This window comes from Actinoplanes sp. NBRC 101535, from assembly GCF_030269225.1.
In the GTDB taxonomy this organism is placed as follows: domain Bacteria; phylum Actinomycetota; class Actinomycetes; order Mycobacteriales; family Micromonosporaceae; genus Actinoplanes; species Actinoplanes rectilineatus.
Map to the genome: position 1 here is coordinate 108,833 of NZ_BSSY01000008.1, position 24,340 is coordinate 133,172.

The 24,340-nt window shown below is 69.5% G+C and carries 23 protein-coding genes; 10 read left to right on the forward strand and 13 right to left on the reverse strand.

The window, feature by feature from the left end:
• Positions 1-90: 90 nt before the first annotated feature.
• From QSK32_RS22880 to QSK32_RS22900, 5 genes are all read left to right on the forward strand, one after another.
• A complete protein-coding gene (locus tag QSK32_RS22880; RefSeq protein WP_285473103.1) occupies positions 91-1,194 on the forward strand; it encodes an ABC transporter ATP-binding protein in 1,104 nt (367 codons plus the stop codon).
• Complete coding sequence (locus tag QSK32_RS22885) at positions 1,195-2,445, forward strand: polyamine ABC transporter substrate-binding protein (protein ID WP_285473104.1); 1,251 nt, start codon at positions 1,195-1,197, stop codon at positions 2,443-2,445. It abuts the gene before it with no gap.
• Complete coding sequence (locus QSK32_RS22890) at positions 2,442-3,296, forward strand: ABC transporter permease (protein ID WP_045747448.1); 855 nt, start codon at positions 2,442-2,444, stop codon at positions 3,294-3,296. Before QSK32_RS22885 ends, QSK32_RS22890 begins: the two co-directional genes overlap by 4 nt.
• The gene (locus QSK32_RS22895; RefSeq protein ID WP_045747447.1) at positions 3,293-4,069 is read left to right on the forward strand and encodes an ABC transporter permease; all 777 of its coding nucleotides are present in this window, start codon (positions 3,293-3,295) and stop codon (positions 4,067-4,069) included. Before QSK32_RS22890 ends, QSK32_RS22895 begins: the two co-directional genes overlap by 4 nt.
• 247 nt (positions 4,070-4,316) lie before the next feature.
• Complete coding sequence (locus QSK32_RS22900; RefSeq protein WP_285473105.1) at positions 4,317-5,699, forward strand: aspartate aminotransferase family protein; 1,383 nt, start codon at positions 4,317-4,319, stop codon at positions 5,697-5,699.
• 162 nt (positions 5,700-5,861) lie between these two features.
• Here QSK32_RS22900 and QSK32_RS22905 read toward each other — a convergent pair whose 3' ends face one another.
• Positions 5,862-6,239 (reverse strand): hypothetical protein, encoded by a 378-nt coding sequence (locus QSK32_RS22905; RefSeq protein ID WP_285473106.1) that lies wholly within the window; start codon positions 6,237-6,239, stop codon positions 5,862-5,864.
• 154 nt (positions 6,240-6,393) lie between these two features.
• Between QSK32_RS22905 and QSK32_RS22910 the strand changes: the two genes are divergently transcribed.
• From QSK32_RS22910 to QSK32_RS22920, 3 genes are all read left to right on the forward strand, one after another.
• Complete coding sequence (locus QSK32_RS22910; protein ID WP_285473107.1) at positions 6,394-6,882, forward strand: hypothetical protein; 489 nt, start codon at positions 6,394-6,396, stop codon at positions 6,880-6,882.
• 233 nt (positions 6,883-7,115) lie between these two features.
• Positions 7,116-7,538: a CAP domain-containing protein gene (locus QSK32_RS22915; RefSeq protein WP_285473108.1), complete on the forward strand. Its 423-nt coding sequence runs from the start codon at positions 7,116-7,118 to the stop codon at positions 7,536-7,538.
• 81 nt (positions 7,539-7,619) lie between these two features.
• Positions 7,620-8,300, forward strand: coding sequence for a hypothetical protein (locus QSK32_RS22920; protein WP_285473109.1), 681 nt, complete (start codon positions 7,620-7,622; stop codon positions 8,298-8,300).
• Between the two features lie 271 nt (positions 8,301-8,571).
• Here the strand turns inward: QSK32_RS22920 and QSK32_RS22925 are convergent, their stop codons facing one another.
• The 5 genes from QSK32_RS22925 to QSK32_RS22945 all read right to left on the reverse strand — a co-directional run bounded on the left by QSK32_RS22925 (position 8,572) and on the right by QSK32_RS22945 (position 14,092).
• Complete coding sequence (locus QSK32_RS22925; protein WP_285473110.1) at positions 8,572-9,621, reverse strand: DUF3885 domain-containing protein; 1,050 nt, start codon at positions 9,619-9,621, stop codon at positions 8,572-8,574.
• A gap of 164 nt (positions 9,622-9,785) precedes the next feature.
• On the reverse strand, positions 9,786-10,058 hold the full coding sequence (locus QSK32_RS22930; protein ID WP_285473111.1) for a hypothetical protein: 273 nt from the start codon (positions 10,056-10,058) through the stop codon (positions 9,786-9,788).
• 146 nt (positions 10,059-10,204) lie between these two features.
• Complete coding sequence (locus tag QSK32_RS22935) at positions 10,205-10,876, reverse strand: SMI1/KNR4 family protein (protein WP_285473112.1); 672 nt, start codon at positions 10,874-10,876, stop codon at positions 10,205-10,207.
• A 279-nt stretch (positions 10,877-11,155) separates the two neighbouring features.
• Positions 11,156-12,109, reverse strand: coding sequence for an isopenicillin N synthase family dioxygenase (locus tag QSK32_RS22940; RefSeq protein WP_245674387.1), 954 nt, complete (start codon positions 12,107-12,109; stop codon positions 11,156-11,158).
• A gap of 63 nt (positions 12,110-12,172) precedes the next feature.
• Positions 12,173-14,092: a glycoside hydrolase family 3 protein gene (locus QSK32_RS22945; RefSeq protein ID WP_157411645.1), complete on the reverse strand. Its 1,920-nt coding sequence runs from the start codon at positions 14,090-14,092 to the stop codon at positions 12,173-12,175.
• Between the two features lie 120 nt (positions 14,093-14,212).
• Here QSK32_RS22945 and QSK32_RS22950 point away from each other — a divergent pair, with 120 nt between their 5' ends.
• Together QSK32_RS22950 and QSK32_RS22955 are read left to right on the forward strand one after the other, a co-directional pair.
• Entirely contained in the window at positions 14,213-14,635 is a 423-nt protein-coding gene (locus QSK32_RS22950) for a response regulator (RefSeq protein WP_045748467.1), read from the forward strand.
• Between the two features lie 71 nt (positions 14,636-14,706).
• Positions 14,707-16,872, forward strand: coding sequence for a sensor histidine kinase (locus tag QSK32_RS22955; protein WP_285473113.1), 2,166 nt, complete (start codon positions 14,707-14,709; stop codon positions 16,870-16,872).
• A 219-nt stretch (positions 16,873-17,091) separates the two neighbouring features.
• On the opposite strand, the gene QSK32_RS22960 is transcribed toward QSK32_RS22955, so the two are convergent.
• From QSK32_RS22960 to QSK32_RS22990, 7 genes are all read right to left on the reverse strand, one after another.
• Complete coding sequence (locus tag QSK32_RS22960; RefSeq protein ID WP_285473114.1) at positions 17,092-17,580, reverse strand: CAP domain-containing protein; 489 nt, start codon at positions 17,578-17,580, stop codon at positions 17,092-17,094.
• Positions 17,581-17,730: 150 nt separating this feature from the next.
• Positions 17,731-18,285, reverse strand: a complete 555-nt coding sequence (locus QSK32_RS22965) for a hypothetical protein (RefSeq protein WP_157411576.1) — start codon at positions 18,283-18,285, stop codon at positions 17,731-17,733.
• 218 nt (positions 18,286-18,503) lie between these two features.
• Complete coding sequence (locus tag QSK32_RS22970) at positions 18,504-19,742, reverse strand: MFS transporter (protein WP_285473115.1); 1,239 nt, start codon at positions 19,740-19,742, stop codon at positions 18,504-18,506.
• Positions 19,743-19,864: 122 nt separating this feature from the next.
• A complete protein-coding gene (locus tag QSK32_RS22975; RefSeq protein WP_285473116.1) occupies positions 19,865-21,121 on the reverse strand; it encodes an NAD(P)/FAD-dependent oxidoreductase in 1,257 nt (418 codons plus the stop codon).
• Positions 21,122-21,577 carry an Lrp/AsnC family transcriptional regulator gene (locus QSK32_RS22980; RefSeq protein ID WP_211275618.1) on the reverse strand — a complete coding sequence of 152 codons (456 nt, stop codon included), beginning with the start codon at positions 21,575-21,577 and terminating at the stop codon, positions 21,122-21,124. It abuts the gene before it with no gap.
• A gap of 41 nt (positions 21,578-21,618) precedes the next feature.
• A complete protein-coding gene (gabT, locus tag QSK32_RS22985; RefSeq protein ID WP_285473117.1) occupies positions 21,619-22,893 on the reverse strand; it encodes a 4-aminobutyrate--2-oxoglutarate transaminase in 1,275 nt (424 codons plus the stop codon).
• 1 nt (position 22,894) lies between these two features.
• A complete protein-coding gene (locus tag QSK32_RS22990) occupies positions 22,895-24,331 on the reverse strand; it encodes a gamma-aminobutyraldehyde dehydrogenase (protein WP_045747897.1) in 1,437 nt (478 codons plus the stop codon).
• Between the last annotated feature and the right edge of the window lie 9 nt (positions 24,332-24,340).

The following is a 24,340-nucleotide window of genomic DNA, read 5'->3' on the forward strand; positions in this document are numbered from 1 at the left end:
CCGGGGCGAGATCGGGACATGAGAGTATCCCGTCGCCCGGATTTCGGCGGGCACGTGACGAGTCTCGACGGCAGTAACCAGAGGTGATGGATGACCACGACTCCCGCGATCGAGTTCGTCGGCGTACGCAAGGATTATCTGTCGCACGGCGAATCCGTGCCGGCGGTCCGGAGCCTGGATCTGGCGATCGCGCAGGGGGAGTTCTTCTCGCTTCTCGGGCCGTCCGGTTGCGGCAAGACCACCACGATGCGGATGGTCGCGGGATTCGAGGATCCCAGCGCGGGCACCGTGTTCCTCGCCGGCAGGGACGTCACCGGCGTCGCGCCGAACAAGCGGGACGTCAACATGGTCTTCCAGTCCTACGCACTGTTCCCGCACCTCACCGTGCTGCAGAACGTGTCGTTCGGTCTGGAGCGCAAGAAGGTCGGCAAGGACGAGATCCGGCGCCGGGTCGGCGCGATGCTCGAGATCGTCTCGCTGACCGGCATGGAGAAGCGGCATCCGCGGGAGATGTCCGGCGGCCAGCAGCAGCGGGTCGCGCTGGCCCGGGCCCTGGTGAACGAGCCGCGGGCGCTGCTGCTCGACGAGCCGCTCGGCGCGCTCGACCTCAAGCTGCGCCAGCAGATGCAGGTCGAGCTGAAGCGGATCCAGCGTGAGGTCGGCATCACCTTCGTCTACGTCACCCACGACCAGGGTGAGGCGCTGACCATGTCGGACCGCATCGCCGTGATGAACGCCGGCCTGATCGAGCAGCTCGGCACGCCGCGCGAGATCTACGAGAAGCCGTCGACCCGGTTCGTGGCCGGCTTCATCGGCACGTCGAACCTGATCGACGGCACGGTCGGCCACCTGGACGGCGACGTCGCGGTGCTGGAACCGGCACCCGGCGAGCGGGTCCTGGTGCCGGTCCGCGACGGGATCCGGCCGGGCGGCACGCTGGAGATCTCGGTCCGCCCGGAGAAGATCGACCTGCACCGGAGCGCGCCGGCCGCGACCGGCACGAGCCTGCTCTCCGGCGTGGTGACCGAAGTGGTCTACCACGGGACATCGACCAACTACACCGTGGCGACCAGCGCTGGTGCAGACTTCACGGTGTTCGACCAGAACGCCAGCAACGCCGAGGATCTCGCCTCCCGGGGCGAGCGCGTCTTCCTCACCTGGGCCCCCCAGCACTCGTACCCGATCGGAGTTTGAATGTTCCCCACCGATGAGCCGGACCCCACCCTCCTGCGCGGTCTCTCGCGGCGCCGGCTCGGCCGGCGTGACGCGTTGCGCCTCGGCGGGATGTCGGCGATGGGGGCGTTCCTCGCCGCGTGCGGCGTCCAGGGCCAGGGCAAGCCGTCGGCCTCGGTGGCCCCGGACGCGGTGGCGAAGTACTGGGCCGGCAAGGTCCAGAACAACAAGCTGGACTTCGCGAACTGGCCGCTCTACATGGACCCGTCGAAGCCGGAGCTGGCGAAGTTCACCGCCAAGACCGGGATCCAGGTCAAGTACGACGAGGTGATCCAGGAGATGGGACCCTGGTTCGCCAAGGTCCAGCCGCAGCTCGCCGCCGGTCAGTCGATCGGCTACGACCTGATGGTGATCACCAACTCGATCCAGTTCGGCCAGTTCCGCGACGCCGGCTTCCTGGCCCCGCTCGATCACTCGAAGCTGACCAACTACGCCGCGAACGCCGCCAAGTCCTACGCGGCGACCTCCTACGACCCCGGCAACCAGTACACCGTGCCGTGGGCGTCCGGGATCACCGGCATCGCGTACGACCCGGACAAGGTCGGCCGGAAGATCACCAAGCTGGCCGACCTGTGGGACCCGGCCTTCAAGGGCAAGGTCGGCATGTTCCGCGACCCGCAGGAGCTGGGCAACTTCGGTCTGCTGGCGGCCGGCATCACCCCCGCGGGGTCGGGCGAGGCCGACTGGACGGCCGCCGCCGCCAAGCTCAAGGAGCAGAAGGACGCCGGCATCGTCCGGCAGTACTACGACCAGAGCTACGTCGACGCGCTCGGCAAGGGCGAGGTGTGGATCACCCAGGCCTGGTCCGGCGACATCTTCCAGAAGAACGTCTCCGACGGCACGAACTTCGAGTTCGTCATCCCGGAGGAGGGTGGCACGATCTGGACCGACAACATGGCCATCCCGATCACCGCCGCCAACCCGGTCGACGCGATCATGATGATGGACTTCTTCTACGAGGTGGAGAACGCGGCCACCCTCGCCGAGTACATCAACTACGTCTGCCCGGTCCCGGCCGCCCAGGCCGTGATCAAGGAGCACGCAGCGGCGGCGACCGGCGAGGACAAGGAGTACCTGACCTCGGTGGCCGACAGCCCGCTGGTCTTCCCGGCCGAGGCCGACTACAGCAAGCTGCACTACTACGTGGAGTTCGACACCCCGCAGAAGCAGCAGGCGTTCACCAGGACGTTCGAACCGATCGTCCTGGGATGAGACGCATCCTCGCCCCCTACCTGCTGGTCCTCCCCGGCGGGCTGTGGCTCCTGCTCTTCTTCGTGGTGCCGATGGCCACGATGCTGTCGCTGTCGCTGCAGGAGGGCGACATCATCAACGGCTACGTCTTCACCGGTCACTGGCAGACCTACGTGGAGTCGATCCAGGGCTACCAGACCCAGCTGATCCGGTCCCTGGTGTACGGCGCGATCACCTCGCTGATCCTGATCGTGCTGTCGTTCCCGGTCGCGTACTGGATCGCCTTCTACGGCGGCCGGCGCAAACCGACGTACCTGTTCCTGATCCTGCTGCCGTTCTTCGTCTCGTTCGTCCTGCGCACCATCTCCTGGCGGATGATCCTGACCGACGACGGCGTGCTGCTGCACCCGCTGAAGGAGGCCGGGCTGCTCCCGGAGAGCTTCCACCTCCTCGGCACCCCGGTCGCGGTGATCGGCGGCCTGGTGTACAACTTCCTGCCGTTCATGGTGCTGCCGATCTACGTGGCGCTGGAACGCATCGACCCCCGGGTGGTCGAGGCCGCCCGGGACCTGTACGCCTCGCCGCTCACCGCGTTCCGCCGGGTGATCCTGCCGCTGTCGCTGCCGGGCGTCTTCGCCGGCGTGCTGATGACGTTCGTGCCGGCCAGCTCCGACTACGTCAACGCGGAGCTGCTCGGCGGCACCGGCACCACCATGATCGGCCAGGTCATCCAGAGCAAGTTCCTGACCAGCTCGGACTATCCGTCCGCGTCGGCGCTCGCCTTCACGCTGATGACCGTGCTGCTGATCGGGGTGTTCGCCTACGCCCGGGCGCTGGGCACCGACGACGTGATGAAGGTGGCGGCCCGGTGACCCGCAATCGTGTGCTTCACGCGTACACCTGGATATTGATCTCCTGGCTCGTCCTGCCGATCCTGGTGATGATCGCTTTCGGCTTCAACGATCCGCGCGGCCGTTACAACCAGACCTGGCAGGGTTTCACCCTGAAATGGTACGGCCAGCTGTTCGCGGTGCCGGACCTCACCGACGCGCTGATCGCCTCCCTGGTCGTGGCGGTGCTCAGCTCGCTGATCGCCGCCGTGCTCGGCACCGGCATCGGCTACGCCCTGGGGCGCTACCGGTTCCGCGGCGCCGGCGTCACCAACCTGATCATGTTCGCCGCGATCTCGTCGCCGGAGCTGGTGATGGGCGCGTCGCTGCTCGGCTTCTTCGTCTCGATGGGCGTCGCGCCCGGCGGCATCACGCTGACCATCGCGCACGTGATGTTCTCGATCTCGTTCGTCGCCACGGTCGTCCGCGCCCGGGTCGTCAGCCTGGACCGTTCCATCGAGGAGGCTGCCGCCGACCTCGGCGCGACCGCGTGGACGACGTTCTGGAAGGTCACCTTCCCGATCCTGCTGCCGGCCGTCTTCTCCGGCCTGCTGCTGGCGTTCGCGCTCTCCATCGACGACTTCGTCATCACCAACTTCACCGCCGGCAACGTGCAGACCTTCCCGCTGTGGATCTGGGGTTCCACCCGGGTCGGCCTTCCGCCGCAGGTCAACGTGATGGGCACGCTCATCTTCGCTGTCGGTGTGCTCATCGCGGTCATCGTCAATCTCCGATCGAGAAGATCAAAGGCCTGATGGGGTACGCGCTACCAGGACGCCCGTGGCTCCCTCCGCGACCGGGGTGCGGCGCGAGGCCGTAGCGCGGGCGCCGGGGCATGCCTGGGTGGTTGCGGTTCGAATGCCCCCTGTGTTGTGCGTTTCACACTGCGTAGGCGCGGTGTCGGCACGGAAATGGTTGCTGAGAGGCTTGTGTGCGACGGAATCCGTAGGCATCATGCAACGGAGTCGTTGACATCCGCGGCCAGCCAAATCGGGAGAAACCGTGACAGACCCCAAGCCTGCCGACGTGGACCAGCTCTCCGCGACCGCCCGGGACCACCTGTGGATGCACTTCACGCGCCTCTCCGCCTACCAGGACGCGCCGGTTCCGGTGATCACTCGCGGCGACGGCTGCTACGTGTGGGACTCCGCCGGCCGGCGCTACCTCGACGGCCTGTCCGCCCTGTTCGTGGTGCAGACCGGTCACGGCCGTCAGGAACTCGCCGAGGCGGCCGCCAAGCAGGCCGGTGAACTGGCCTACTTCCCGATCTGGTCGTACGCGCACCCCAAGGCGATCGAACTGGCCGGCCGCCTCGCCGACATGGCCCCCGGCGACCTCAACCGGGTCTTCTTCACCACCGGCGGCTCCGAAGCCGTCGAATCCGCGTGGAAACTCGCCCGGTCGTACTACAAGAAGGTCGGCAAGCCGCTCAAGACGAAGGTCATCTCGCGCGCGGTGGCCTACCACGGCAGCTCGATGGGCGCCCTGTCGATCACCGGCATCCCGCCGTTCAAGCAGGACTTCGAGCCGCTCGTCCCGTCCACGATCCGGGTGCCGAACACCAACTACTACCGGCGCCCCGACGAGAACATGACGCCCGAACAGTTCGGTGTCTGGGCCGCCGACCGGATCGCCGAGGCCATCGAGTTCGAGGGCCCGGACACCGTCGCCGCCGTCTACCTCGAACCGGTGCAGAACGCGGGCGGCTGCTTCCCGCCCCCGCCCGGCTACTTCCAGCGGGTCCGCGAGATCTGCGACCGCTACGACGTGCTGCTCGTCTCCGACGAGGTGATCTGCGCGTTCGGCCGCCTCGGCGAGTTCTTCGGCGCCGACAAGTACGGCTACCAGCCCGACATCATCACCATGGCCAAGGGCCTCACCTCCGGGTACGTCCCGCTCGGCGCGATGATCGCCTCCGAGCGCCTGGCCGAGCCGTTCCTCACCGGCACCAACTGGTTCGCCCACGGCATCACCTACGGCGGCCACCCGGTCGGCGCCGCGGTCGCCCTGGCCAACATCGACATCATGGAACGCGAAGACCTCAACGGTCACGTCCGCAAAAACAGCCCGCTGTTCCGCTCGTACCTGGAGAGGCTGACCGACCTGCCGATCGTCGGCGACGTCCGCGGCGACGGCTACTTCTTCGGCATCGAACTGGTCAAGGACAAGACCACGAAGGAGACGTTCGACGCCGACGAATCCGAGCGGCTGCTCCGCGGCTTCCTGTCGTCGGCCCTGTTCGAGGCGGGCCTGTACTGCCGGGCCGACGACCGCGGCGACCCGGTCATCCAGCTGGCGCCGCCACTGACCGCCACCGAGACCCAGTTCGCCGAGATCGAGAACATCCTGCGCGGCGTCCTGACCGAGGCCTGGACCCGCCTGTAGTCCACGGGAGGCCCCAGCCGATCGTCCTGCGGCTGGGGCCTCACCGCGTCCGGCTGGGAGGCGAGGCTAAGGTCAAGCCGTGTCTATCCCCCTGTGCTGGCGGCTGCTCGACAAGGAAGCCGCTGTTGGGGCTCTGCTCCCGATCCGGGTAACGCGGGGAGATCAGGTTTTGCTCGATCCCGTTGTCAGGAGAGCCACCGTCTCCGCTCGGAGTTCACTCGCGGGTTCGCCCAGGACGACACTGCTCAGCACGAGTTCGAGCATCACTCTGGCGTAGCGGTCCGAGTGATACCGGTGACGGGATCGTGCCGATTCCGTCAGTGCTTCCGAGATGCGCCAGCCGCCGTCCACCGCGTCGAACCGTGCCTCGAAGATCGCGAAGCCTGTCCAGCTGCGATGAAGGTACGTCACCTTCCCCTCCACGAGGACGTCCCACTTCTCGTCCATGTCGCGAGCCGCGTAACCCAGCTGGATCCGCTCCCACTCGGCGTCACTCCAGATGCGGGCCGGAAGGTCCGCCAGCCGCTGTGGTTCCAGCATGGGCACCAACCCTCGCAGAGACGAGCGAGTGACCGGCGAAGACGGCATCATCGGCGGATCGTACCCCCGGCCGTCTGCCGATATCGAGGAAGATCGTATTGAAGGCGGGTGACCGATGCCGTCCATAGGTTACGGCTGATGGCAGAGTGTCGACATGTCCGACTTCAGGATGAGTGGCTACCAGCCACGGTGGCTTCAGGGCTATGACGCGGTTGTCGCCCAGCACGGTCAGCGCCTTGCCGGGCTTGCCGGCCGGACGCTGCGACATGTCTGGCTGACCTGGGATTCCGATGACACATGGGTGTCTGACTGGCCGGTTCTCCTGGACTTCGGCACCGACCAGGTCGAGATCAACCATTACAAGACCGACGACGTGTCGATCACCTTCAGCAGCATCGACCCGAGCCGGCCGATTGACAGCGATTACGGATTCGTGTGGCGGCGCGATGCCCTGCGACAGCTTCAGGCACTTGCGGGACAGCAACTCCGTCATGCTCGGGTGCTGGAGCCGGCCGACAACCGCGGCAGCGATGAACCCCTCGCCATTGCTTTCACCTTCGTTGCCGGCTACCTGGCGATCTACAACCATCGTGACGACAACGGCCTGCTCTTCGAGCCGGACAAGGAATGGCGGGAACGCTGACCTGACGCCAAGGCTGGCGGGGGTTCGGTCCGGGGTTCGGTGGATAGATGGCAACCGGACGGTGACGGGGGCACTCCTGTTCGGGAATCGAGTGGCCGTGCGGGGCGCCGATGGTCATGGTGTGCCCGGCGATGACGCCGGGCGCTGATTCTCCGAGAGGGTTCTTCTTGCGCAAGCTTTTTGGTCGTCTGGCTCTGTCCGCCGTCGTCGCTCCCGCTGCTGTCGCTGTTGTGATGATCGCGTCCCCGGCTCAGGCCGCGGTGGCGAAGCCGACCGAGAAGACCTTGCAGGCTGAGATCAACCAGCTGATCAACGTCGAGCGCGCCCAGCACGGTTGCGCCCCGCTGACCGAGAACAAGGCGCTGACCGCCGCCGCCCGTACGCACAGTTCGTGGATGGCGCAGACCGGCACGTTCTCCCACACCGGTAACGCGGGTTCGAGCTTCGTGGCCCGGGCGAAGGCTGCCGGGTACGCGAAGCCGTCCGCGGAGAACATCGCCTATGGCTACCGGACGGCCGGCGCCGTCGTGCAGGGCTGGATGAACAGCACCGGGCACCGCACCAACATCCTCAACTGCAAGTCCACGACCGTCGGCATCGGTGTGGTCTTCTCCGCGAGCGGCACCCCGTACTACACGCAGGATTTCGGCTTCTGAAGCCGTGATGCTCGAGGCCCCAGCCGATCCCCCTGCGGCTGGGGCCTCACCGTTGGTCGATGTGACTCGTAGGGTCATCGAGTGAACGTCTATGACATGGTCGGTCGGCTGCCCTCGATTCCGGTGCTGCGCGACCGGTGCCGGGCCCTGGCCGTCCTGGAGTTGATCCAGGGCACCGGGTTCGAGTACTACAGCTACACCGCCTGGGGCGACGACGAAGCAGCGCTGATGAGCAACGGCAGCGGCGACGAGTACACCATCGTCTTCGGCGAGGCGGGCGTGTTCATCCGGCTGTTCGACCACGAGTCCGCGATGTCGTCCCACACCGCCGACGATGAGGCGGAACTCTGGCCGCGACTGACCGCCGGATTGCCGCCGGACTTCGCCGAACACCTCACCGAGCCGGCGTTCCGCCACGGCGCCGATATGATCGCGACCGCGGTGCTGTGGCGGCGAACCACCGACGACCGCTGGCACGCAGCCGCCGGCATCACGTTCCCGCCGTCCCGCGGCCTTTACGACATCAGCCCCGACGGCACTGACCGGCTCAGCATCCTGTGCGACGAAATCACCGATGAGTACGCCGACTTCGCCGGCGACTACTACGAGACCGGCATCGACCGGGCCGCGGTAAAACATGTCGCGGCGCTGCGCCCGCTCACCGACGACGTGGTCCGAGCGCTGAACCCGGAGTCGAGCCTCGCCGCGATCCGCACAGAGGTGGCCACGATCGGCTACCCGATCACAACGGCGGCCGGCTGACGCAGCCCGGGCCGAGGACGCCGACGGCCGGTCCACGCAAGCCCGGCGCCCGCTCGGCGGCAGACGAGTGCGCCGGGTTCTGCTTCGTGGTTCGACTAGCGTTCAGCGCTGTCGTGTCGACACCACGCTGGACGCTAGCTGCCCCCGCAGGGCTAGCGTTCACGGCTGTCCAGCCCATGGTGAAACAGCGCCGGGTGCTAGCTCGAGGGCTTAGGGCTTGTCCTGCCGATCCCCCTGCGGCTGGGCCTCAATGCGCCCCGTCTCCAGGCTTTCAGAGACCGCCAGGGTGGCTGGACAGCCATGCGGAATATCGGTCCCGCAGGCGGTCGCGGAGATCTGGAGTGTCCAGCAGAACGTCTGCGCCGCCGTCGTATGGTCCGTAGACCCAGGCCAGGTCGGATGGGGCGATGACTACGCGGGGAAGCTCATCATCGGCGACCCTGCGGAGCAGCTCATCCAGGCGCCCGGGCTGCCATGCGACGCGACTGACGTAGGCGTGCATGAAGGCCAGCGTCGGATCGAGGTCGGGCCACGACATGACCAGCCAACATTCCGCGTCGGGCAGCAGGTCTTCGAGGACCGGGGTCCGGTGCCGCGGCACCGGGGAGAAGGCGGGCTCCAGCGTGATCACCTGCAGATCCGACCCCTGCGCGACCAGCTCCTTCAAGACCGTGTTGTGCCGATGGAGGATCGTCTCGTACTCGAGTGGCGTGTCCGCGTAGCGTTTCGATTCGGGAAGACTGTGGAATCGCACCCACCGGTCCGCATAGCCACGCCGCGTGAAAAAGCTCCGCAGCAGCTGCGGCCAGCGAAGTCGCCACGCGTCCTGCAGCCGGTGGCGGCCCTCCGGCGGCGGCCAGAACTCGACCTCGTTCTCCGGCGTGGCCTGCCGGCCCGACCCGACGACTTCGCGAAGACGGTTGACGTACGGGTCATCGCTCGGCTGGTCCGGGTCGGCATCGAAGACGGCGACCAGGCTGCCGCCGCGGACATGCGGGCCGGACCAATACCAGCCATGAATCTCGCGCCAGATCTGCAGATTCGCACGTTCGGCCTCAGCGGGCGCCAGGCGTTTGACGGCCTTCGCCAGCTTGCTCTTGCCGAGCCGGACCGAGCCGGTGGTGCCGTGCCAGCCCGTGACCGCGGCGAGTACCGCAGCAGCCAGCACGTCCTCGTCCTCGTTGACCCGCACGAACATGATCGTGTCCGGCTCGTCGGCGAAGCCGATGCCGTGCAGCCTTGGCCGTTGCCAACGAAGTTTCGATTCGTAACGCGCGAGCGCCTCGCTGATCTCCGAGGACGTCCGCCAGACTGATGCCACCCGATGATCATGGCAAACGATGTCGTACCCGCAACATATATACCGCGATGCACCTCTCGGGCGGTGACGGCAGGGCACCATACCGGGAATCGTGTGGACGGCCGGGTGGCCGATGAGTCTCGGGATGCTTGAGGCCCCAGCCTGCGGCAGGGCTCACCGCTGGGTCATGCGGTGTGGGCGGTCTCGCGGGTCTCCGGCTCGTCGTCGGGGGCCGGATCCTGCTCGCGCTCCGGGGAGTGCTGGGAGATCAGCTTCCACGGTTCCAGTTTCCAGAGTCCGACGCCGGCGGCCATCACTGCGGCGCTCGCGGCGACGCCGATCGCCACGCCCTTCTTCAAGCCGGCGGCTTCGCCGAGAGCACGGCCGATCTCTTCGCCGAGGGCGAGGCCTTCTCCCATACCGGCGTGTCGTCCGGAGCCCCATGCCGGGTTGCCCATTGTCGTTCCTCCCGTGCTGTCCGGATAAAGCCTAGCCACGCCCTGCCACCGGAACAGCTCGGTGTACCCCGAGCGTGTGGCGGGAGGGACCAGACTGAGCGCGGGTGGCACCACCATCCGCCCGCATCCACGGCAGAAGCCTGCGCTCATCCTCGGGCCGCTGTCCGTTCTGACTGGCGAAGCCAGGTTCGGTACCAGTCGGTGAAGGTCATGCGGCTGCCGTCCGGGTTCTGCAGGGGATGGAAGCCCTCCCCGTCCGCTGTGTCATCGGCCCACATCTGACCACGGGACGGACCACTCACCACCAGCGCCTGACGGAGGGCACAGCCGAGGTGACAGAGGTAGAGCAAGCCGGTCGAGTGGGCCGGGCCATCGTCGAGAAGCTCCCCTGTCGAGTGGGCCGGACCGTCATCAGGCAGCTCCCACAAGGCGATCTGATCCGGTCCGGGCGGCGGCGGGACGGCCGGGTCCTCGGCGGGGTTGAAGGCCCGGATGTGGGCGAACGGCCGGGCGAGTGCTTCGTGGCTGTTGAGAGCGGCGCCGTCGTCCTCCCACGTCCAACGCCCCTCGACCCGGTGCACTGGGAAGAGTCCGTATGCCGGGCCGGCGCCGCCGCGGCTCACCTCGAGCAGGAACGAACGGTACTCGGCCGGAAGCTCGAAACCGAGCTGGTCCTCCAACTCGGCGAGCTCATCGACGGTCAACGCCGCCGCCAGCCGCCAGCCGTGCGAGGTCGCAGCGAAGATCTCCGCGGCAGTGGTGAGTCGCGCCAAGGCGGCGATGCGGGGCCGGACGTCTGACCAGTCGATCTCTGCCATGGCGGGACTCTAACGGCACCCACCGACAAGATCGGATCGAGTCGGCACCGGTGGCAACCGGACGGCGACGGGGGCACTCCTGATCGGGAATCGAGTGGCCCTACCCGGGGCCGATGAACATGGTGTCCCCGGCGATGACGCCGGCTGACCGAGAACAAGGCGCGCCGTACTACACGCAGGACTTCGGCTTCTGACGGTCCCCCGCCGTCAAGCCGGAAAGCGATGCCCCAGCCGATCCCCCTGCGGCTGGGGCATCGCTGCGTATGCCGGAGAGCCGGATCAGCCGACCGAGGCCGCAGCCTCCCGCTCCCGGAAGTAGTCGCCGGCGACCACCGGCGGATGGTTCGCGCCGCCGCCGGCCGGAGGTGGCAGCGGTGTGACGACGCGATCCATGTCCGCCTCGCAGAAGACGATGAGGCTGATCAGTTCCTCGTCCCGGTCGGCTTCCGGCGGTGGCAGCACCCGGTGCCGGGTGGAGCGCCACCGGTCGCCGGTCCACCGGGCCAGCAGGTCGGCGATGTTGACGGTGAACGCCCCCGGCACGTACGGGGCGTCCGCCCACGAGCCGTCGAGGTTCTGCACCTGGAGTCCGCCGTACCCGGGCTGCCGGTCGAGAATGGTGAGGATCCCCCAGTCGGTGTGCGGCCCGACCCGGAACTGTCCGTCGAGCGGCGTCCCGGTGACCGTCAGCGGCGGATAACGGTTGATGTTGAACGTGTACGGCGCGTTCCGGGACCGTTCGACGAAGTAGCCGCCGTCCAGCCCGAGCGCGATCGCCAGCACCTCCAGCAGTTCGCGGTAGAGCTCCTGGACCTGCGCCGCGTACGCGCTCACCGGCTCCCGCAACCCTGGCACCTCGGCCGGCCAGACGTTCGCCGCGAACCACGCCGGGTCGCGCCCGGGTTCGTCGCGTCCGAGCGTGAACGTCTCCTTGAGGTCGGGTCTGTCCGCGTCGGCGACCTCCCCGTAGAACGCGTTCGCCTCCCGCCCGCACGGTATCCACCCCCGCCCGCCGACGCCCGTCGCGTAGCGGTCCTTGACGGCACCGGGCAACGCGAAGAACGCCCGCGCCTGCGCCCGGATCCGCTCCTGCAGCGCACCGTCGATGCCGTGCCCGCCGACCAGGAAGAACCCGGAGTCCCGCATGGCCCGGTCGAGCCGCCCGGCCAGCACACCACGGTCCCGCACGTCGGCCGCCCGCCACGCACCCATATCGAAAAGGGGAATGTCCACGACATCACATCCCAGCAAGAAGACGAGATCAAAGGACTTCATCGACGGTACGCGGCCGCGGCGTCACGTGCGCAGGCCGTAGCCGTACGCGAAAAGGGGGTTGTAGGGCCTGTCCCCGATGTTGATCGGCACCTGGTCGACCGAACGCGGCCAGCTCACCGGCAGTCTCCCGGTGAACGGGCGCCGGCCGAAGAGCACGTCGGCGACGCCCCCGCCCTCGCTGCCGGGCAGCCACGACGCCACCAGCGCGTCGATGCTGCCGAGCTGGTCGGTGATCACTTGCGGACGGCCGGAGACGATCAGCACCACGCAGCGGGTGACCGCGTCGCAGACCTTGTCGACCACGGCCCGGTCGGCGGGTTGCAGGGTCAGCGATTTGGGCTCCTGTTGCGGTGCGGGACACCACGAGCAGACCGGGCCGCCCACGTCGCCGAAGCCCTCCGCGTAGGGCGTCTCGCCGACCACCACCACGCCGACGTCGGTGCGGGCGATCGGCGCGGACGCGTCGGCGCTGAAGGTGACCGACGCGGCCGGGGCCACCTGCCGGATGCCGTCCAGGATCGTCGTGCCGGGGATGCTGTCGCCGGTGCGGCCCTGCCAGTCGAGGGTCCAGCCGCCGGCCTGGTTGCCGATGTCGTCGGCGTTGCGCCCGGCCACGTAGATCCGCGCGTCCGGCCGCAGCGGCAGCGTGCGCGCGTTGTTCTTCAACAGCACCTGGGAGGCGGCGACCGCCTCGCGGCCCAGCGCCCGGTGTGCCGCCGTGCCGACCTCGCCGGCCGTGGCGTACGGGTTCTCGAAGAGGCCCAGCTGGAACTTGACCCGCAGGATCCGGGACACCGCGTCGTCGATGCGGGTCATCGGGACCCGCCCGGCCTGCACCTCCGCGGTGAGCGCCGCCTCGAACTGGGGTGCGGTGTTCGGTTCCATGAACATGTCGATGCCGGCGTTGACGCCGGCGCGGGCCTGGTCGGCGAGGGTGCCGGGCAGGTGGTGGATGCCCTCCCAGTCGCTGATCAGGAAACCGTCGAAGCCGAGCTTGCCCTTGAGCGTGCCGGTCAACAGTTCACGATGTCCGTGCATGTTGACGGGATTGCCGACGCCGTCATCCGTCCAGTCGACACTGGAGAACGAGGGCATCACGCTGCGGACGCCGTGCCGGGTGACCGCGGCGACGTACGGGGCCAGGTCGATGCGGGCGAAGTCGGCCCGGCTGGTGATCGTGACGCCCTGGTCGATCGGGTAGTCGCCGGTGCCGGTCCCGTACGTGGTGTCGCCGTCGCCGGCGTAGTGCTTCACCGTGGCCAGGACACCGTTCTTCTCCAGCCCGTCGACGGCGGTCAGCATCCGGGTGACCAGGGCCGGGTCCTCGCCGAAACTCTCGTACGCGCGGCCCCACCGGTCGTCGCGGGTCACGCACACGCACGGCGCGAAGTTCCAGCGGATGCCGGTGGCCCGCATCTCCTCCGCCGTCGCCCGGTAGACCTGTTCGACCAGCCGCGGGTCACGGGACGCGCCGAGGCCGATGTTGTGTGGGAAGACGGTCGCCCCGTACACGTTGCCGTGGCCGTGGACGGCGTCCACCCCGTACAGGATGGGGATCTTCAAGGGGGTGGCGAGGGCGGCGCGCTGCAGCGTGTTGACGGTGTCCACCCAGGCCGCGGGGGTGTTGGGGGTGGGCACCGAACCGCCGCCGGAGAGCACCGAGCCGAGGCGCCACTCGGTGACCAGGGTGGGGTCCGCGGCGACGGCGCCCCGTTCGGCCTGGGTCATCTGGCCGATCTTGTCGGCGAGGGTCATCCGGCCGAGGAGGTCCTGGACGCGCCGTTCGACAGGGACGCGGGCGTCACGATAGGAGACCGGAGTGCTGGTGACGGGTACGGGCAGGAGCGCGGCGACGAGGGCGCCGACGGCGTAGGCGGGTCGCATCCCGTCATCCTGGGCAGGCCGGTGGCCGGAACGGAAGGCGCACGCGGCAACCGACATATCGAAGTTGGTAATCGTCTGGCGCTTTCGGGGGAAATCTGCCCCGATTACCGGAACGCGCTACGGCCCCAGCCGGCGAGGGGCATGCTGAGGGGAATTGCTGCGACCGAAGGGCCGACGATGGCACGTTTGCTGATCGCCGAGGACGACGAGGACATCGCCCTGGTGCTGACCAGGGTTTTCAAACGCGCCGGAATGACCGTGACGCGTGCGCCCGACGGTCAGGCGGCCTACGAGCAGATCCTCGAACTCCGCCCGGACGTGATCCTCACCGACCTGGGGATGCCCCGGATGGACGGCTGGGACCTGATCGAGGCCGTCCGGTCGCACGCCGACGTCCGGCTCACCCCGATCGCCATCCTCAGCGGCCACCTGCACCCCGGTGATCCCCGGGCCGGCTCCGCGCAGGTCTGCGCCATCATGCTCAAGCCCTGCCCGAACGACCAGTTGCTGGCGACGATGGAGGAGCTGGTCGCGATCGGCCCGCACGAGCACGACGTGTCCGACAGCCGCTGCCCGGCCGATATGTCGGTTTCAGTATGAAGTCCCCGAGGCCGGGTACTAGCGTCGACAGTCAGTGACCACGGACTTCCGACGGAGAGGGCGGGCCGGTCATGATGGTGGTGGACGAAGCTGTTCTCGGCGACCCCGTGCGCCTGGCCGCGGTACATCAAGCCCTGCGAACCATGTCCGGCGGGTTCGCCCGACTCGACGACGTCGCCACCCTCGCCGCGCGACTGATCGAGACACCGGTCGCCGTGATCACCCTGGTCGACAACGACGACGTCCACTTCCTCGGCTCGCACGGACTGCCCGACCAGATCTCGCACCTCAAAAAGCTGCCCCTGGCGTACTCGGTGTGCAAGTTCGTGGTCTGCGCCGACCACCTGATCATGGCCCAGGACATGCTCGACGACCCGGACGAGCGGCTGGCCGAACATCCGGTCGCCAACGAGTTCGGGATGCGCGCCTTCCTGTCCGTCCCGATCCGCGACCACCTGGACCGGCCGATCGGCTCGCTCACCGTCTTCGACCGCCGGCCGCGCGCCTGGAGCGACCCGCAGTGCGACACGCTGATGACGATCGCCGCGACCATGCTCGCCCCGGACAGCGTCACCCGCCCCGGCCCGTCCGGCGTCCCGGCTGCCGGCGACCTGAACGACATGCCGGACCTCCCGGTCGACACGGAATTCCTGCGCGGCATGGTCCGCAACCTCGACGCCGGGGTGATGGCCTGCGACGCCGACGGCCGGGTCGTCTACATCAGCCGGGTCATGCGCGAGATGCGCGGCATGTCCGGCCAGGGGACGGCCACCATCGAACCGACGATGCTCACCGCCCCGGACAACCGGCCGCTGGCCTGGGAACAGACCCCGATGATGCGGGCCCTGGCCAGCGGCGACGTGATCACCGACGACGTCTACGTGCGCCGGGCCGGCCAGCGCATGCAGGTCTTCCACACCATCGCCCGCCCGATCGCCGCCGCCGACGGCACCATCCGCGGCGCGGTCGCCGTCGCCCACGACGTCACCGCCCTGCGCCGCGTCGAACGGTTCCGCAACTGCCACCTCGCCGTCGAACACATCCTGCAGAAGGCCGCCACCCCCGCCGAGGCCGCCCCCGAGGCGCTACGCGCCCTGACCGTCACCCTCGGCTGGCCCGCCGCCGAGCTGTACCTGATCGACGACGCCACCGGGCTGCTCCTGCCGGTCGGCCACTGGGACGCCTCCGGCCTCGAGGCGGACGGTTTCTTCGGCCATGTGCCCATCCGCGGCCAGGGCATCACCGGCCGCGTCTGGGAGAGCGGCCGGGCCATCTGGGAACCGGACATCAGCCTCAGCACCGAGCTGCGCACCAGCCACGAACGGGAACGCGTCGAGATCTGCCTGAGCCGCGGCGTGCGTACCGCCCTGGCCGTCCCGGTCCGCGACGGCAACTCGCTGCTCGGCGTGCTCACCTGCTACGCGGGCACCCAGGAGTTCGAGCCCGACCTGCTCACCGTGCTGCTGGACGGCGTCGCCGCCCAGTTCGGCGTGTTCGTCGCCCAGTGCCGCGCCGAGGAACTCTCCCGCCAGCTCGCCCGCGCCCAGAGCGACTTCGTGGACCTGGTCGGCCACGAACTGCGAACCCCGCTGACCGCGATCACGGCGAACGCGACGCTCCTCGAGGAGGAGGCCGCCACCCTCGACCCGGACGTGCGGCAGATGACCCAGGTGATCGCGCGCAACGCCGGAAACCTGCAACGCATCGCCAACACGCTCCTGGACCTGGCCGGGCTGGACTCCGGGCACCTGGTCCTGGACGTACAGGAGGTGGACCTGGCAGCACTGGTGACCTCGGTGATCACCGCGGCCTGCCGCGACGGCGAACGCCTCACCCTGGTCAGCGAACTCCCGCGCTCCCTGATCATCGCGGCGGACGGCACCCGGCTACGCCAGGTCATCGACGACATACTGTCCAACGCGGTCCGCTACAGCCCGCCGGGCGCGCCGGTGCACATCACGCTGCGCGCCGACGGTTCGATGGCCGACCTGTGCATCGCGGACGTGGGCATCGGCACGCCGGCGGCCGAACGCGCCCGGGTGTTCGACCGGTTCTTCCGCGGCAGCAACGTGCGGCATCAGGGGACGTCGGGCAGCGGCCTGGGATTGAGCCTGGCCCGCGCGATCGTGCTCCTGCACGGCGGCACGATCCGCCTGGACGAGAACCGTCCGTCGGGCACGATCGTCTGCGTGCGCCTTCCGCTCTCCGGGCCGCCGCCGGCCACGCCGATCATCTGAAGCCCTTTCCGGGGTACGCACGAAGCTCCGTCCCGCGCCTCCCGTGCGCTTCGGCAGTCCCGGCGTCGGCAGTCTCAACCTCTGTGACCCGTTTTAAAGCGCTATGACCCTTTTAAGGCGCCATGACTCAGTTTCGACCGCGGTGACTACGCAGCGATGCCCCAGCCGCAGGGGGATCGGCTGGGGCATCGCTTTCCGGCTTCGACGGCGGGGGGACCGTCAGAAGCCGAAGTCCTGGGTGTAGTACGGGGTGCCGCTGGCGGAGAAGACCACGCCGACGCCGACGGTCTTGGATTTGCAGTTGAGGATGTTGGTGCGGTGGCCGGTGCTGTTCATCCAGCCCTGCACCACCGTGTCGGCGGTGCGGTAGCCGTAGGCGATGTTCTCCGCCGACGGCTTGGCGTAGCCGGCGGCCTTGGCCCGGGCCACGAAGTTCGATCCGGCGTTGCCGGTGTGCGAGAAGGCGCCGGTCTGCGCCATCCACGCGCTGTGGGTGCGGGCCGCGGCGGTCAGTGCCTTGTTCTCCGTCAGCGGGGCGCAGCCGTGCGAGGTGCGCTCGACGTTGATCAGCCGGTTGACCTCGGCCTGCAGGGTCTTCTCGGTGGGCTTCGCTACAGCGGCCTGAGCGGGGGACGCGATCATCACGGCAGCGACAGCGGCGGGGGCGACGAGGGCGGACAGAGCCAGACGACCGAGGAGCTTACGCAAGAAGAACCCTTCCGGAGCCGGTAACCCGGCAGGCCGCCGGGCGTACCGTACTCATCGGCCACCCCGCCGCCCACTCGATTCCCGGCCCGGTGCCCTCCCGTCACCATCCGGTTGCCACCCGCCCAGGAGCCGACGGCAGCCGGATGAAGATCAGGCCTTCACCCAGCGGGGCCGGCTCATCAATCCGACGGCGAGCAGTGTGAGCGACAGCAGCGGCATGGGGTGGCCGATGGCGATGGCCAGGGCCAGGTCCGCGAGGGCCCCACCCACCGTGATGATGAAGATCCATCGGGGCCCGATTCCGGGTTGCGGCCGGCTGGGGTGGCGGATCCTTCCCCACGGCTTCGCCACGGAGAGCCAGCCCTGGAACGCGACGGCGCTCGCCATGAGGGCCGTTCCGGCGATCTGCACCGGTGCGGGCCCGGTGGCCAGCGAGTCCGTGAGTGCCGGCGACAGCAGGAAGATGCCCAGGTAGAGCTGGATGATGGTGATCGCGAACTTGACGAGCACCCACCAGTTCCGGAAGAACCCCCAGGGCGTGGCCGCGGCCAGCATGATCCCGGTGAAGGCCGAGGCGTCGGCCATCGGTCCCAGCAGACGGCCGTCCAGGACGTGAGCCATGGACATGGCGGCATCACGATCAGGAATGGTGTCCGCGGCGAGTCCGACGCAGAGGAGCACGCACAGCGCCATCGTCTGCGCCATCCAGCTCACCGATGTCAACACGTGGAGCCAGACCGTCAGTTGCCGCCATCTTCTCGCCACACAACGAGGTTGCGGCAAATCCGTGCTGGTTCTCCATCGGGTGGAACCCGGAATCGTATTCAGGGTTCGTGGGCGTCACGGACCGGATGTGGAACCCGCTGAGCACGGCCACACGATTCCCGATCAGGAGTGACGCCGTCGCCGTCCGGGTGCCGGCCTCATCGCGAAGGGACGGGGCCGGGCAGCGTACGACCGAGGCGAGCCAGCGGCGACACCAGCATGACCAGCGGGGACAGCATCATGCCGGCCGCCGCCAGCGTCACCGTGACCCGGAGCCCCATCTGGTCCGCCAGGAACCCGCCGGCCAGGGCGCCGAACGGGGTCAGGCCCATCCCGGCGAACGTGATCGTCGCGGCGGCCCGGCCCTGCAACGATGCGGGGGTCACCGCCTGCCGGACCGCCATCACCGTCACGTTGACGAGCTGCCCGAACGCCCCGAAGACGGCGAAGACCGCCGGCAGCGCCACGACCGTGGCCGTCGCACCGGCGGGCAGCAGGGGCAGGCAGAGCATCACCCCGTTGCCGATCAATGCCCCGCCGATCAGCACCGGACCGTAGCCGAGGCGCCCCGGCAACCGGGTGGCGAGCAGCGAACCGACGAGGGCTCCCGGGCCGGTCGCCGCCAGGGTCAGCCCGACGAACGTGCCGGACAGGTGCAGTTCCCGGGGCAGGAACAGCAGGATCCCGGTGGTCAGTGCCGCATGCGAGAACTGGAAGGCCCCGGACGCCAGGCACACCGCGCGCAGGATCCGGTCGCCCGCCACGAACCGCAGGCCGTCGCGGATCCGGAACCGGGCGCTGCCAGGGGAGGAAACCGGCTGTTCAGGCCGGCGGATGCGGGTCAGGGCCAGCGCGGACAGCAGGAACATCAGACCGGTGACCGCCGCGGCGACCGGTGCGGGCAGCGCCGACGCCATGGCGCCGCCGAGGGCCGGGCCGCCCATCTGCGCCGCCGACCGGGTGCCCTCGATCGCGCCGTTGCCCCGCAACAGGTGCTCCGGGGTGACCAGCCGCACCAGCGACGCCTGGTAGGCCACGTCGAAGAACACCGACAGCGCGCCCACCGCGAACACCGTGACCAGCAGGAACTCCAGCCGCAGCCCGCCGCCGAGCGCGGTCACCGCCACCACACCGAGGACCAGGGCACGAACAGAATCGGACAGCACCATGATGGTACGAGCCCGCCACCGGTCCACCCACGCCCCGGCCGTCAGCGCGACCAGCAGCAGTGGCGCCTGTCCCACCGCGCGGAGCATCCCCAGCTGCTCGGCCCCGACGTGCAGGGTCAGGACGGCGGTCAGGGGCAGCAGCACCAGACCGGTGTGCTCGCCCAGTTGGGAGGCCGTCTGACCGGCCCACAGACGGCGGAAATCGGCATTCTTCCAGAGACCGGGCACAGTGCTCCCTCGAACGGTGGCGGCGATGAGGCGCGCTGTTCGAAGGCAGCACGCGATGACGTGAGGTCAGCGCGTGCGTGAGCGACCGGGCATGGTCTCAGCTCCTGTCCGAGGGCGGGACATCACAAGGAGAGTCCGTCCAGCAGGGCGGTCCCGCGCAGTCCGGCGTTGATGCCGAGCCACCGTGCCGGTTCCGGCTCCCACCGCCGTGAACGATGGTTGACCCAGGGGAGCGCTGTCAACGCGGTTTCCCGGCCCAGGATCAGATCGGTGAGGGTGCGCGCCCCCAGGTTGGCCGCCGCCACCCCGTCCCCGACGTAGCCGCCGGACCAGGCGATGCCGTCGCGCAGGCCGACCGACGGGAACCAGTCGCGGGGGATGCCGAGCGGACCGCCCCATCGATGGGTGATCGCCGGAGCGATGCCGAAGAGCTCGGTCAGCGTACGCGAAAGGGCCTCGAAAACCCCCGGCACCAGGTCGTATTCGCGGCGGATGCGGGAGCCGAAGTGGTACGGGGCGCCACGCCCGCCGAAGGCGAGGCGGTCGTCGGCGGTCCGCTGGCCGTAGATCACCAGTCGTCGTTCGTCGGTGAACGTCTCGCGCCGGGCCAGGCCGACCCGGTCCCAGAACGCCGCCGGCAGGGGCTCCGTGGCGATCATCAGGGAGTAGACCGGCGCGATGTGCCGGCGGTGCCCGTGCAGGCCGGAGGTGTAGCCCTCCAGGGCTCGGACGATCGTGCCGGCCCGGACCACGCCGCGGTCGGTGACGATCGCGCCGGGGCTCAGGCGCAGCACCCGGGTGCCCTCGTGGATCGTCACGCCGAGCCGCTGCACCACGTCGGCCAGGCCACGAACCAGTTTCGCCGGGTGCAGGGCCGCGCAGTGTTCGCTGTAGACGCCGCCGAGCACGTCGTTCGCCGCGCAGATGGCCCGCGCCTCGTCCGCGCCGAGCAGGCCGGGGCCGGCCGCCCGCCGCAGCTGGGCCGGGGTGCGGACCAGGGAGATCGTCCCGCCCTTGGCGAAGTCGCAGTCGATGCCCTCGGCGGCCGCCGCCCGGCCCACCTCGTCGACGGTGTCCTCCAGCGCCCGCTGCATCGCGTCCGCCCGGTCCGCCCCGTACGCGCGGGTCAGCCGGGCCGGGGAGACCGGGAACAGGCCGGACGCCCAGCCGCCGTTGCGGCCGGACGCGCCGAACCCGCAGTACTCCGCCTCGAGGATCACGATCCGCAGGTCCGGCGCGGCGCGGGCCAGGTAGTACGCCGTCCACAGCGCGGTGTAGCCGCCCCCGGCGATGGCCACGTCCGCGGTGGTGTCACCGGGCAGCGGGTCGCGCCGGGGGAGCGGGCCGAGGGAGTCGAGCCAGAACGACGGTGCGCGCATCTACCGGGTGCCCCAGGCGTAGGTCTGCTTGGCGAGTTTCAGGTACATGAACGTGTCGGTGGCGGTGACGCCGGGCACCGCGCGGACCTTCTCGTTGAGCAGGTCGAGCAGGTGTTCGTCGTCGGTGCAGACCAGCTCGACGAGCAGGTCGTAGCGCCCGGCGCAGATCATCACGTAGTCGACCTCGGGGATCTCGGCGATCTCGGCGGCGATGGCCCGCAGGTCACCGTTGACGCGCAGGCCGACCATCGCCTGGCGGGCGAAGCCCAGGGTGAGCGGGTCGGTCACCGCGACGATCTGCATCAGGCCGCCGTCGAGCAGGCGCTGCACCCGCTGGCGGACCGCCGCCTCGGACAGCCCGATGGTCTTGGCGAGCGTCGCGTACGACATCCGGCCGTCCCGCTGCAGGTGCTCGATGATCCGCTTGTTGGTCTCGTCCAGGGCCGTGTCCGTCACGTCGCGATTCTTCCCCGGATGGTGGTCCGGGAGCAAAGCCGTCAACCGCGGATCGCCCGTGCGAGTATGTCGATGCCTCGCTGGAGGTCCTCGTCGGAGATCACCAGCGGGGGCAGGAAACGCAGCACGTTGCCGTACGTTCCGCAGGTCAGTGTGAGCAGCCCGGCGTCGTGGCAGGCCTTGTTGATCGCGGCGGTGCGGACCGGGTCGGGGGTGAGGCCGCCGGGCTCGACGATCTCGATGGCGATCATCGCGCCGCGCCCGCGCACCTCCGCGATCTCCGGCGCCGACGACGCCAGTGTGCGCAGGGCCGGGACCAGCACCGCCTCGATGTGCCGGGCGGCGGCGACCAGGTCCAGCTCGCGCATCGTCTCGATGGCGGCGAGGGCGGCCGCGCAGGCGACCGGGTTCCCGCCGTACGTGCCGCCGAGCCCGCCGGCGTGCACCGCGTCCATCAGGTCGGCGCGGCCGACCACCCCGGCGATCGGCAGTCCGCCGCCCATCCCCTTGGCGGTGGTGACCAGGTCGGGTTCCAGGCCCTCGTGCTCGCCGGCGAACCAGTGCCCGGTCCGGGCGAACCCGGTCTGGATCTCGTCGGCGACGAAGACCGCCCCGTTGGCGCTGCTCCAGGCCGCGACGGCGGGCAGGAACCCGGGCGCGGGCACCACGAAACCGCCCTCGCCCTGGATCGGCTCGATCAGCACCGCCGCCACGTTGCCCGCACCGACCTGCTTCTCGATCACGTCGATCGCCCGGCGGGCCGCCTCGGCGCCGTCCAGGCCGCCGTCGCGCAGCGGGTACGACATCGGGGCCCGGTAGACCTCCGGGGCGAACGGCCCGAACCGGTGTTTGTACGGCATGTTCTTCGCGGTCAGCGCCATGGTCAGGTTGGTGCGGCCGTGGTACGCGTGGTCGAACACCACGACCGCCTGCCGCCCGGTGGCGTGCCGGGCGATCTTGACGGCGTTCTCCACGGCCTCGGCGCCGGAGTTGAACAGCGCGGCCCGCTTCTCGAACGTGCCCGGCGTCAGCGCGATCAGCTGCTCGCAGACCGCCACGTACGACTCGTAGGGCGCCACCATGAAGCAGGTGTGCGTGAAGCGTTCCACCTGGTCACGGACGGCCTGGACGACGCGCGGGGCGGCGTTGCCGACGGAGGTGACGGCGATCCCGGACGCGAAGTCGATCCACTCCCGGCCGTCCACGTCGGTCAGGGTGGCGCCACCGGCCGAGTCGATGTAGGAGTTGACGACCGAGCCGACACCCCGGGCGACCGCGGCGAGACGGCGCTTGTGCAGATCCTCGGAGAGCGACACGTCAGGCCCCCAGGCTGTGCATGACGTGCTTGATGCGGGTGTAGTCCTCCAGCCCGTACACCGAGAGGTCCTTGCCGTGCCCGGAGTGCTTGAACCCGCCGTGCGGCATCTCGGCGACCACCGGGATGTGGCAGTTGACCCAGACGCAGCCGAAGTCCAGGCGCTGGGTCATCCGCATGGCCCGCCCGTGGTCCTTCGTCCAGACGCTCGACGCCAGACCGTAGTCGACGCCGTTTGCCCAGGCCACCGCCTCGTCCTCGTCGGTGAACCGCTGCACCGTGATGACCGGCCCGAACACCTCGTCCTGGATGATCTCGTCGTCCTGGCGCAGGCCGGAGACGACCGTCGGGGCGTAGAAGTAGCCGCGGTCGCCGACCCGCGCGCCACCGGCCTCCAAGCCGGCGTGGTCGGGCAGCCGGTCGATGAACCCGGCGACCCGGTCGAGCTGGTTCGCGTTGTTGACCGGGCCGTAGAGCACGTCCTCGTCGGACGGGGCGCCGGTCCTGGTGTTCTTCGCCTGCTCGGCGAGCGCCGCGACGAAGTCGGCGTAGACGCCCGGCCCGGCGAGGACCCGGGTGGCGGCGGTGCAGTCCTGGCCGGCGTTGAAGTAGCCGGCCTCGGCGATGGCCGCGGCGGCCGCCGCCACGTCGGCGTCGTCGAAGACCACCACCGGGGCCTTGCCGCCCAGCTCCAGGTGGGTGCGTTTGAGGTCGGCGCCGGCCGCGCCGGCCACCTCCATGCCGGCCCGCACCGAGCCGGTGATGGAGACCATCTGCGGGGTACGGTGTGCGACCAGTTCGCGTCCGGTGTCGCGGTCGCCGAGGACCACGTTGAACACGCCCGGCGGGAAGAACTCGGCGGCGATCTCGGCCAGCATGACGGTGGTGACCGGGGTGGTGTCGGACGGCTTGAGGACGACGGTGTTGCCCGCGGCCAGCGCCGGGGCGATCTTCCACACCGCCATCATCAGCGGATAGTTCCACGGGGTGACCTGGGCGCAGACGCCGACCGGCTCGCGCCGCACGTAACTCTCGAAGCCGTTGAGGTATTGCCCGGCGGAGCGGCCCTCGAGCAGGCGGGCGGCGCCGGCGAAGAAGCGGATCTGGTCGACGGCCGGCGGCAACTCCTCGCTGGCGGTCAGGGCGAGCGGCTTGCCGGTGTTCTGCGACTCGGCGGCGACCAGCTCGTCCGCCCGGGCCTCGACCGCGTCGGCGAACTTGAGCAGCGCCCGCTGCCGGTCGCTCGGGGTGGTGTCACGCCACGCGCCGAACGCGCCGGACGCGGCCCGCACCGCACGGTCGACGTCCTCACGCCCGGAGACGGGGGCTGCGGCGAACACCTCGCCGGTGGACGGGTCGATGAGATCCGCATAGCGCCCGTCGGCGGGCGCGACGGCCTCGCCACCGATGACGTTGTGCAGAACCGACTTGGCGGACATCCGGCCTCC

Excerpts from the sequence above, each read along its gene's own strand:
- QSK32_RS22955 (WP_285473113.1), top strand. The coding sequence starts at position 14,707 with ATGATGGTGGTGGACGAAGCTGTTCTCGGCGACCCCGTGCGCCTGGCC.
- QSK32_RS22990 (WP_045747897.1), bottom strand. The coding sequence starts at position 24,331 with ATGTCCGCCAAGTCGGTTCTGCACAACGTCATCGGTGGCGAGGCCGTC.
- QSK32_RS22905 (WP_285473106.1), bottom strand. The coding sequence starts at position 6,239 with ATGCTGGAACCACAGCGGCTGGCGGACCTTCCGGCCCGCATCTGGAGT.
- QSK32_RS22975 (WP_285473116.1), bottom strand. The coding sequence starts at position 21,121 with ATGCGCGCACCGTCGTTCTGGCTCGACTCCCTCGGCCCGCTCCCCCGG.
- QSK32_RS22885 (WP_285473104.1), top strand. The coding sequence starts at position 1,195 with ATGTTCCCCACCGATGAGCCGGACCCCACCCTCCTGCGCGGTCTCTCG.
- QSK32_RS22910 (WP_285473107.1), top strand. The coding sequence starts at position 6,394 with ATGTCCGACTTCAGGATGAGTGGCTACCAGCCACGGTGGCTTCAGGGC.
- QSK32_RS22930 (WP_285473111.1), bottom strand. The coding sequence starts at position 10,058 with ATGGGCAACCCGGCATGGGGCTCCGGACGACACGCCGGTATGGGAGAA.
- QSK32_RS22945 (WP_157411645.1), bottom strand. The coding sequence starts at position 14,092 with ATGTCGGTTGCCGCGTGCGCCTTCCGTTCCGGCCACCGGCCTGCCCAG.
- QSK32_RS22965 (WP_157411576.1), bottom strand. The coding sequence starts at position 18,285 with ATGGCGCAGACGATGGCGCTGTGCGTGCTCCTCTGCGTCGGACTCGCC.
- QSK32_RS22915 (WP_285473108.1), top strand. The coding sequence starts at position 7,116 with ATGATCGCGTCCCCGGCTCAGGCCGCGGTGGCGAAGCCGACCGAGAAG.
- QSK32_RS22880 (WP_285473103.1), top strand. The coding sequence starts at position 91 with ATGACCACGACTCCCGCGATCGAGTTCGTCGGCGTACGCAAGGATTAT.
- QSK32_RS22890 (WP_045747448.1), top strand. The coding sequence starts at position 2,442 with ATGAGACGCATCCTCGCCCCCTACCTGCTGGTCCTCCCCGGCGGGCTG.
- QSK32_RS22935 (WP_285473112.1), bottom strand. The coding sequence starts at position 10,876 with ATGGCAGAGATCGACTGGTCAGACGTCCGGCCCCGCATCGCCGCCTTG.
- QSK32_RS22950 (WP_045748467.1), top strand. The coding sequence starts at position 14,213 with ATGGCACGTTTGCTGATCGCCGAGGACGACGAGGACATCGCCCTGGTG.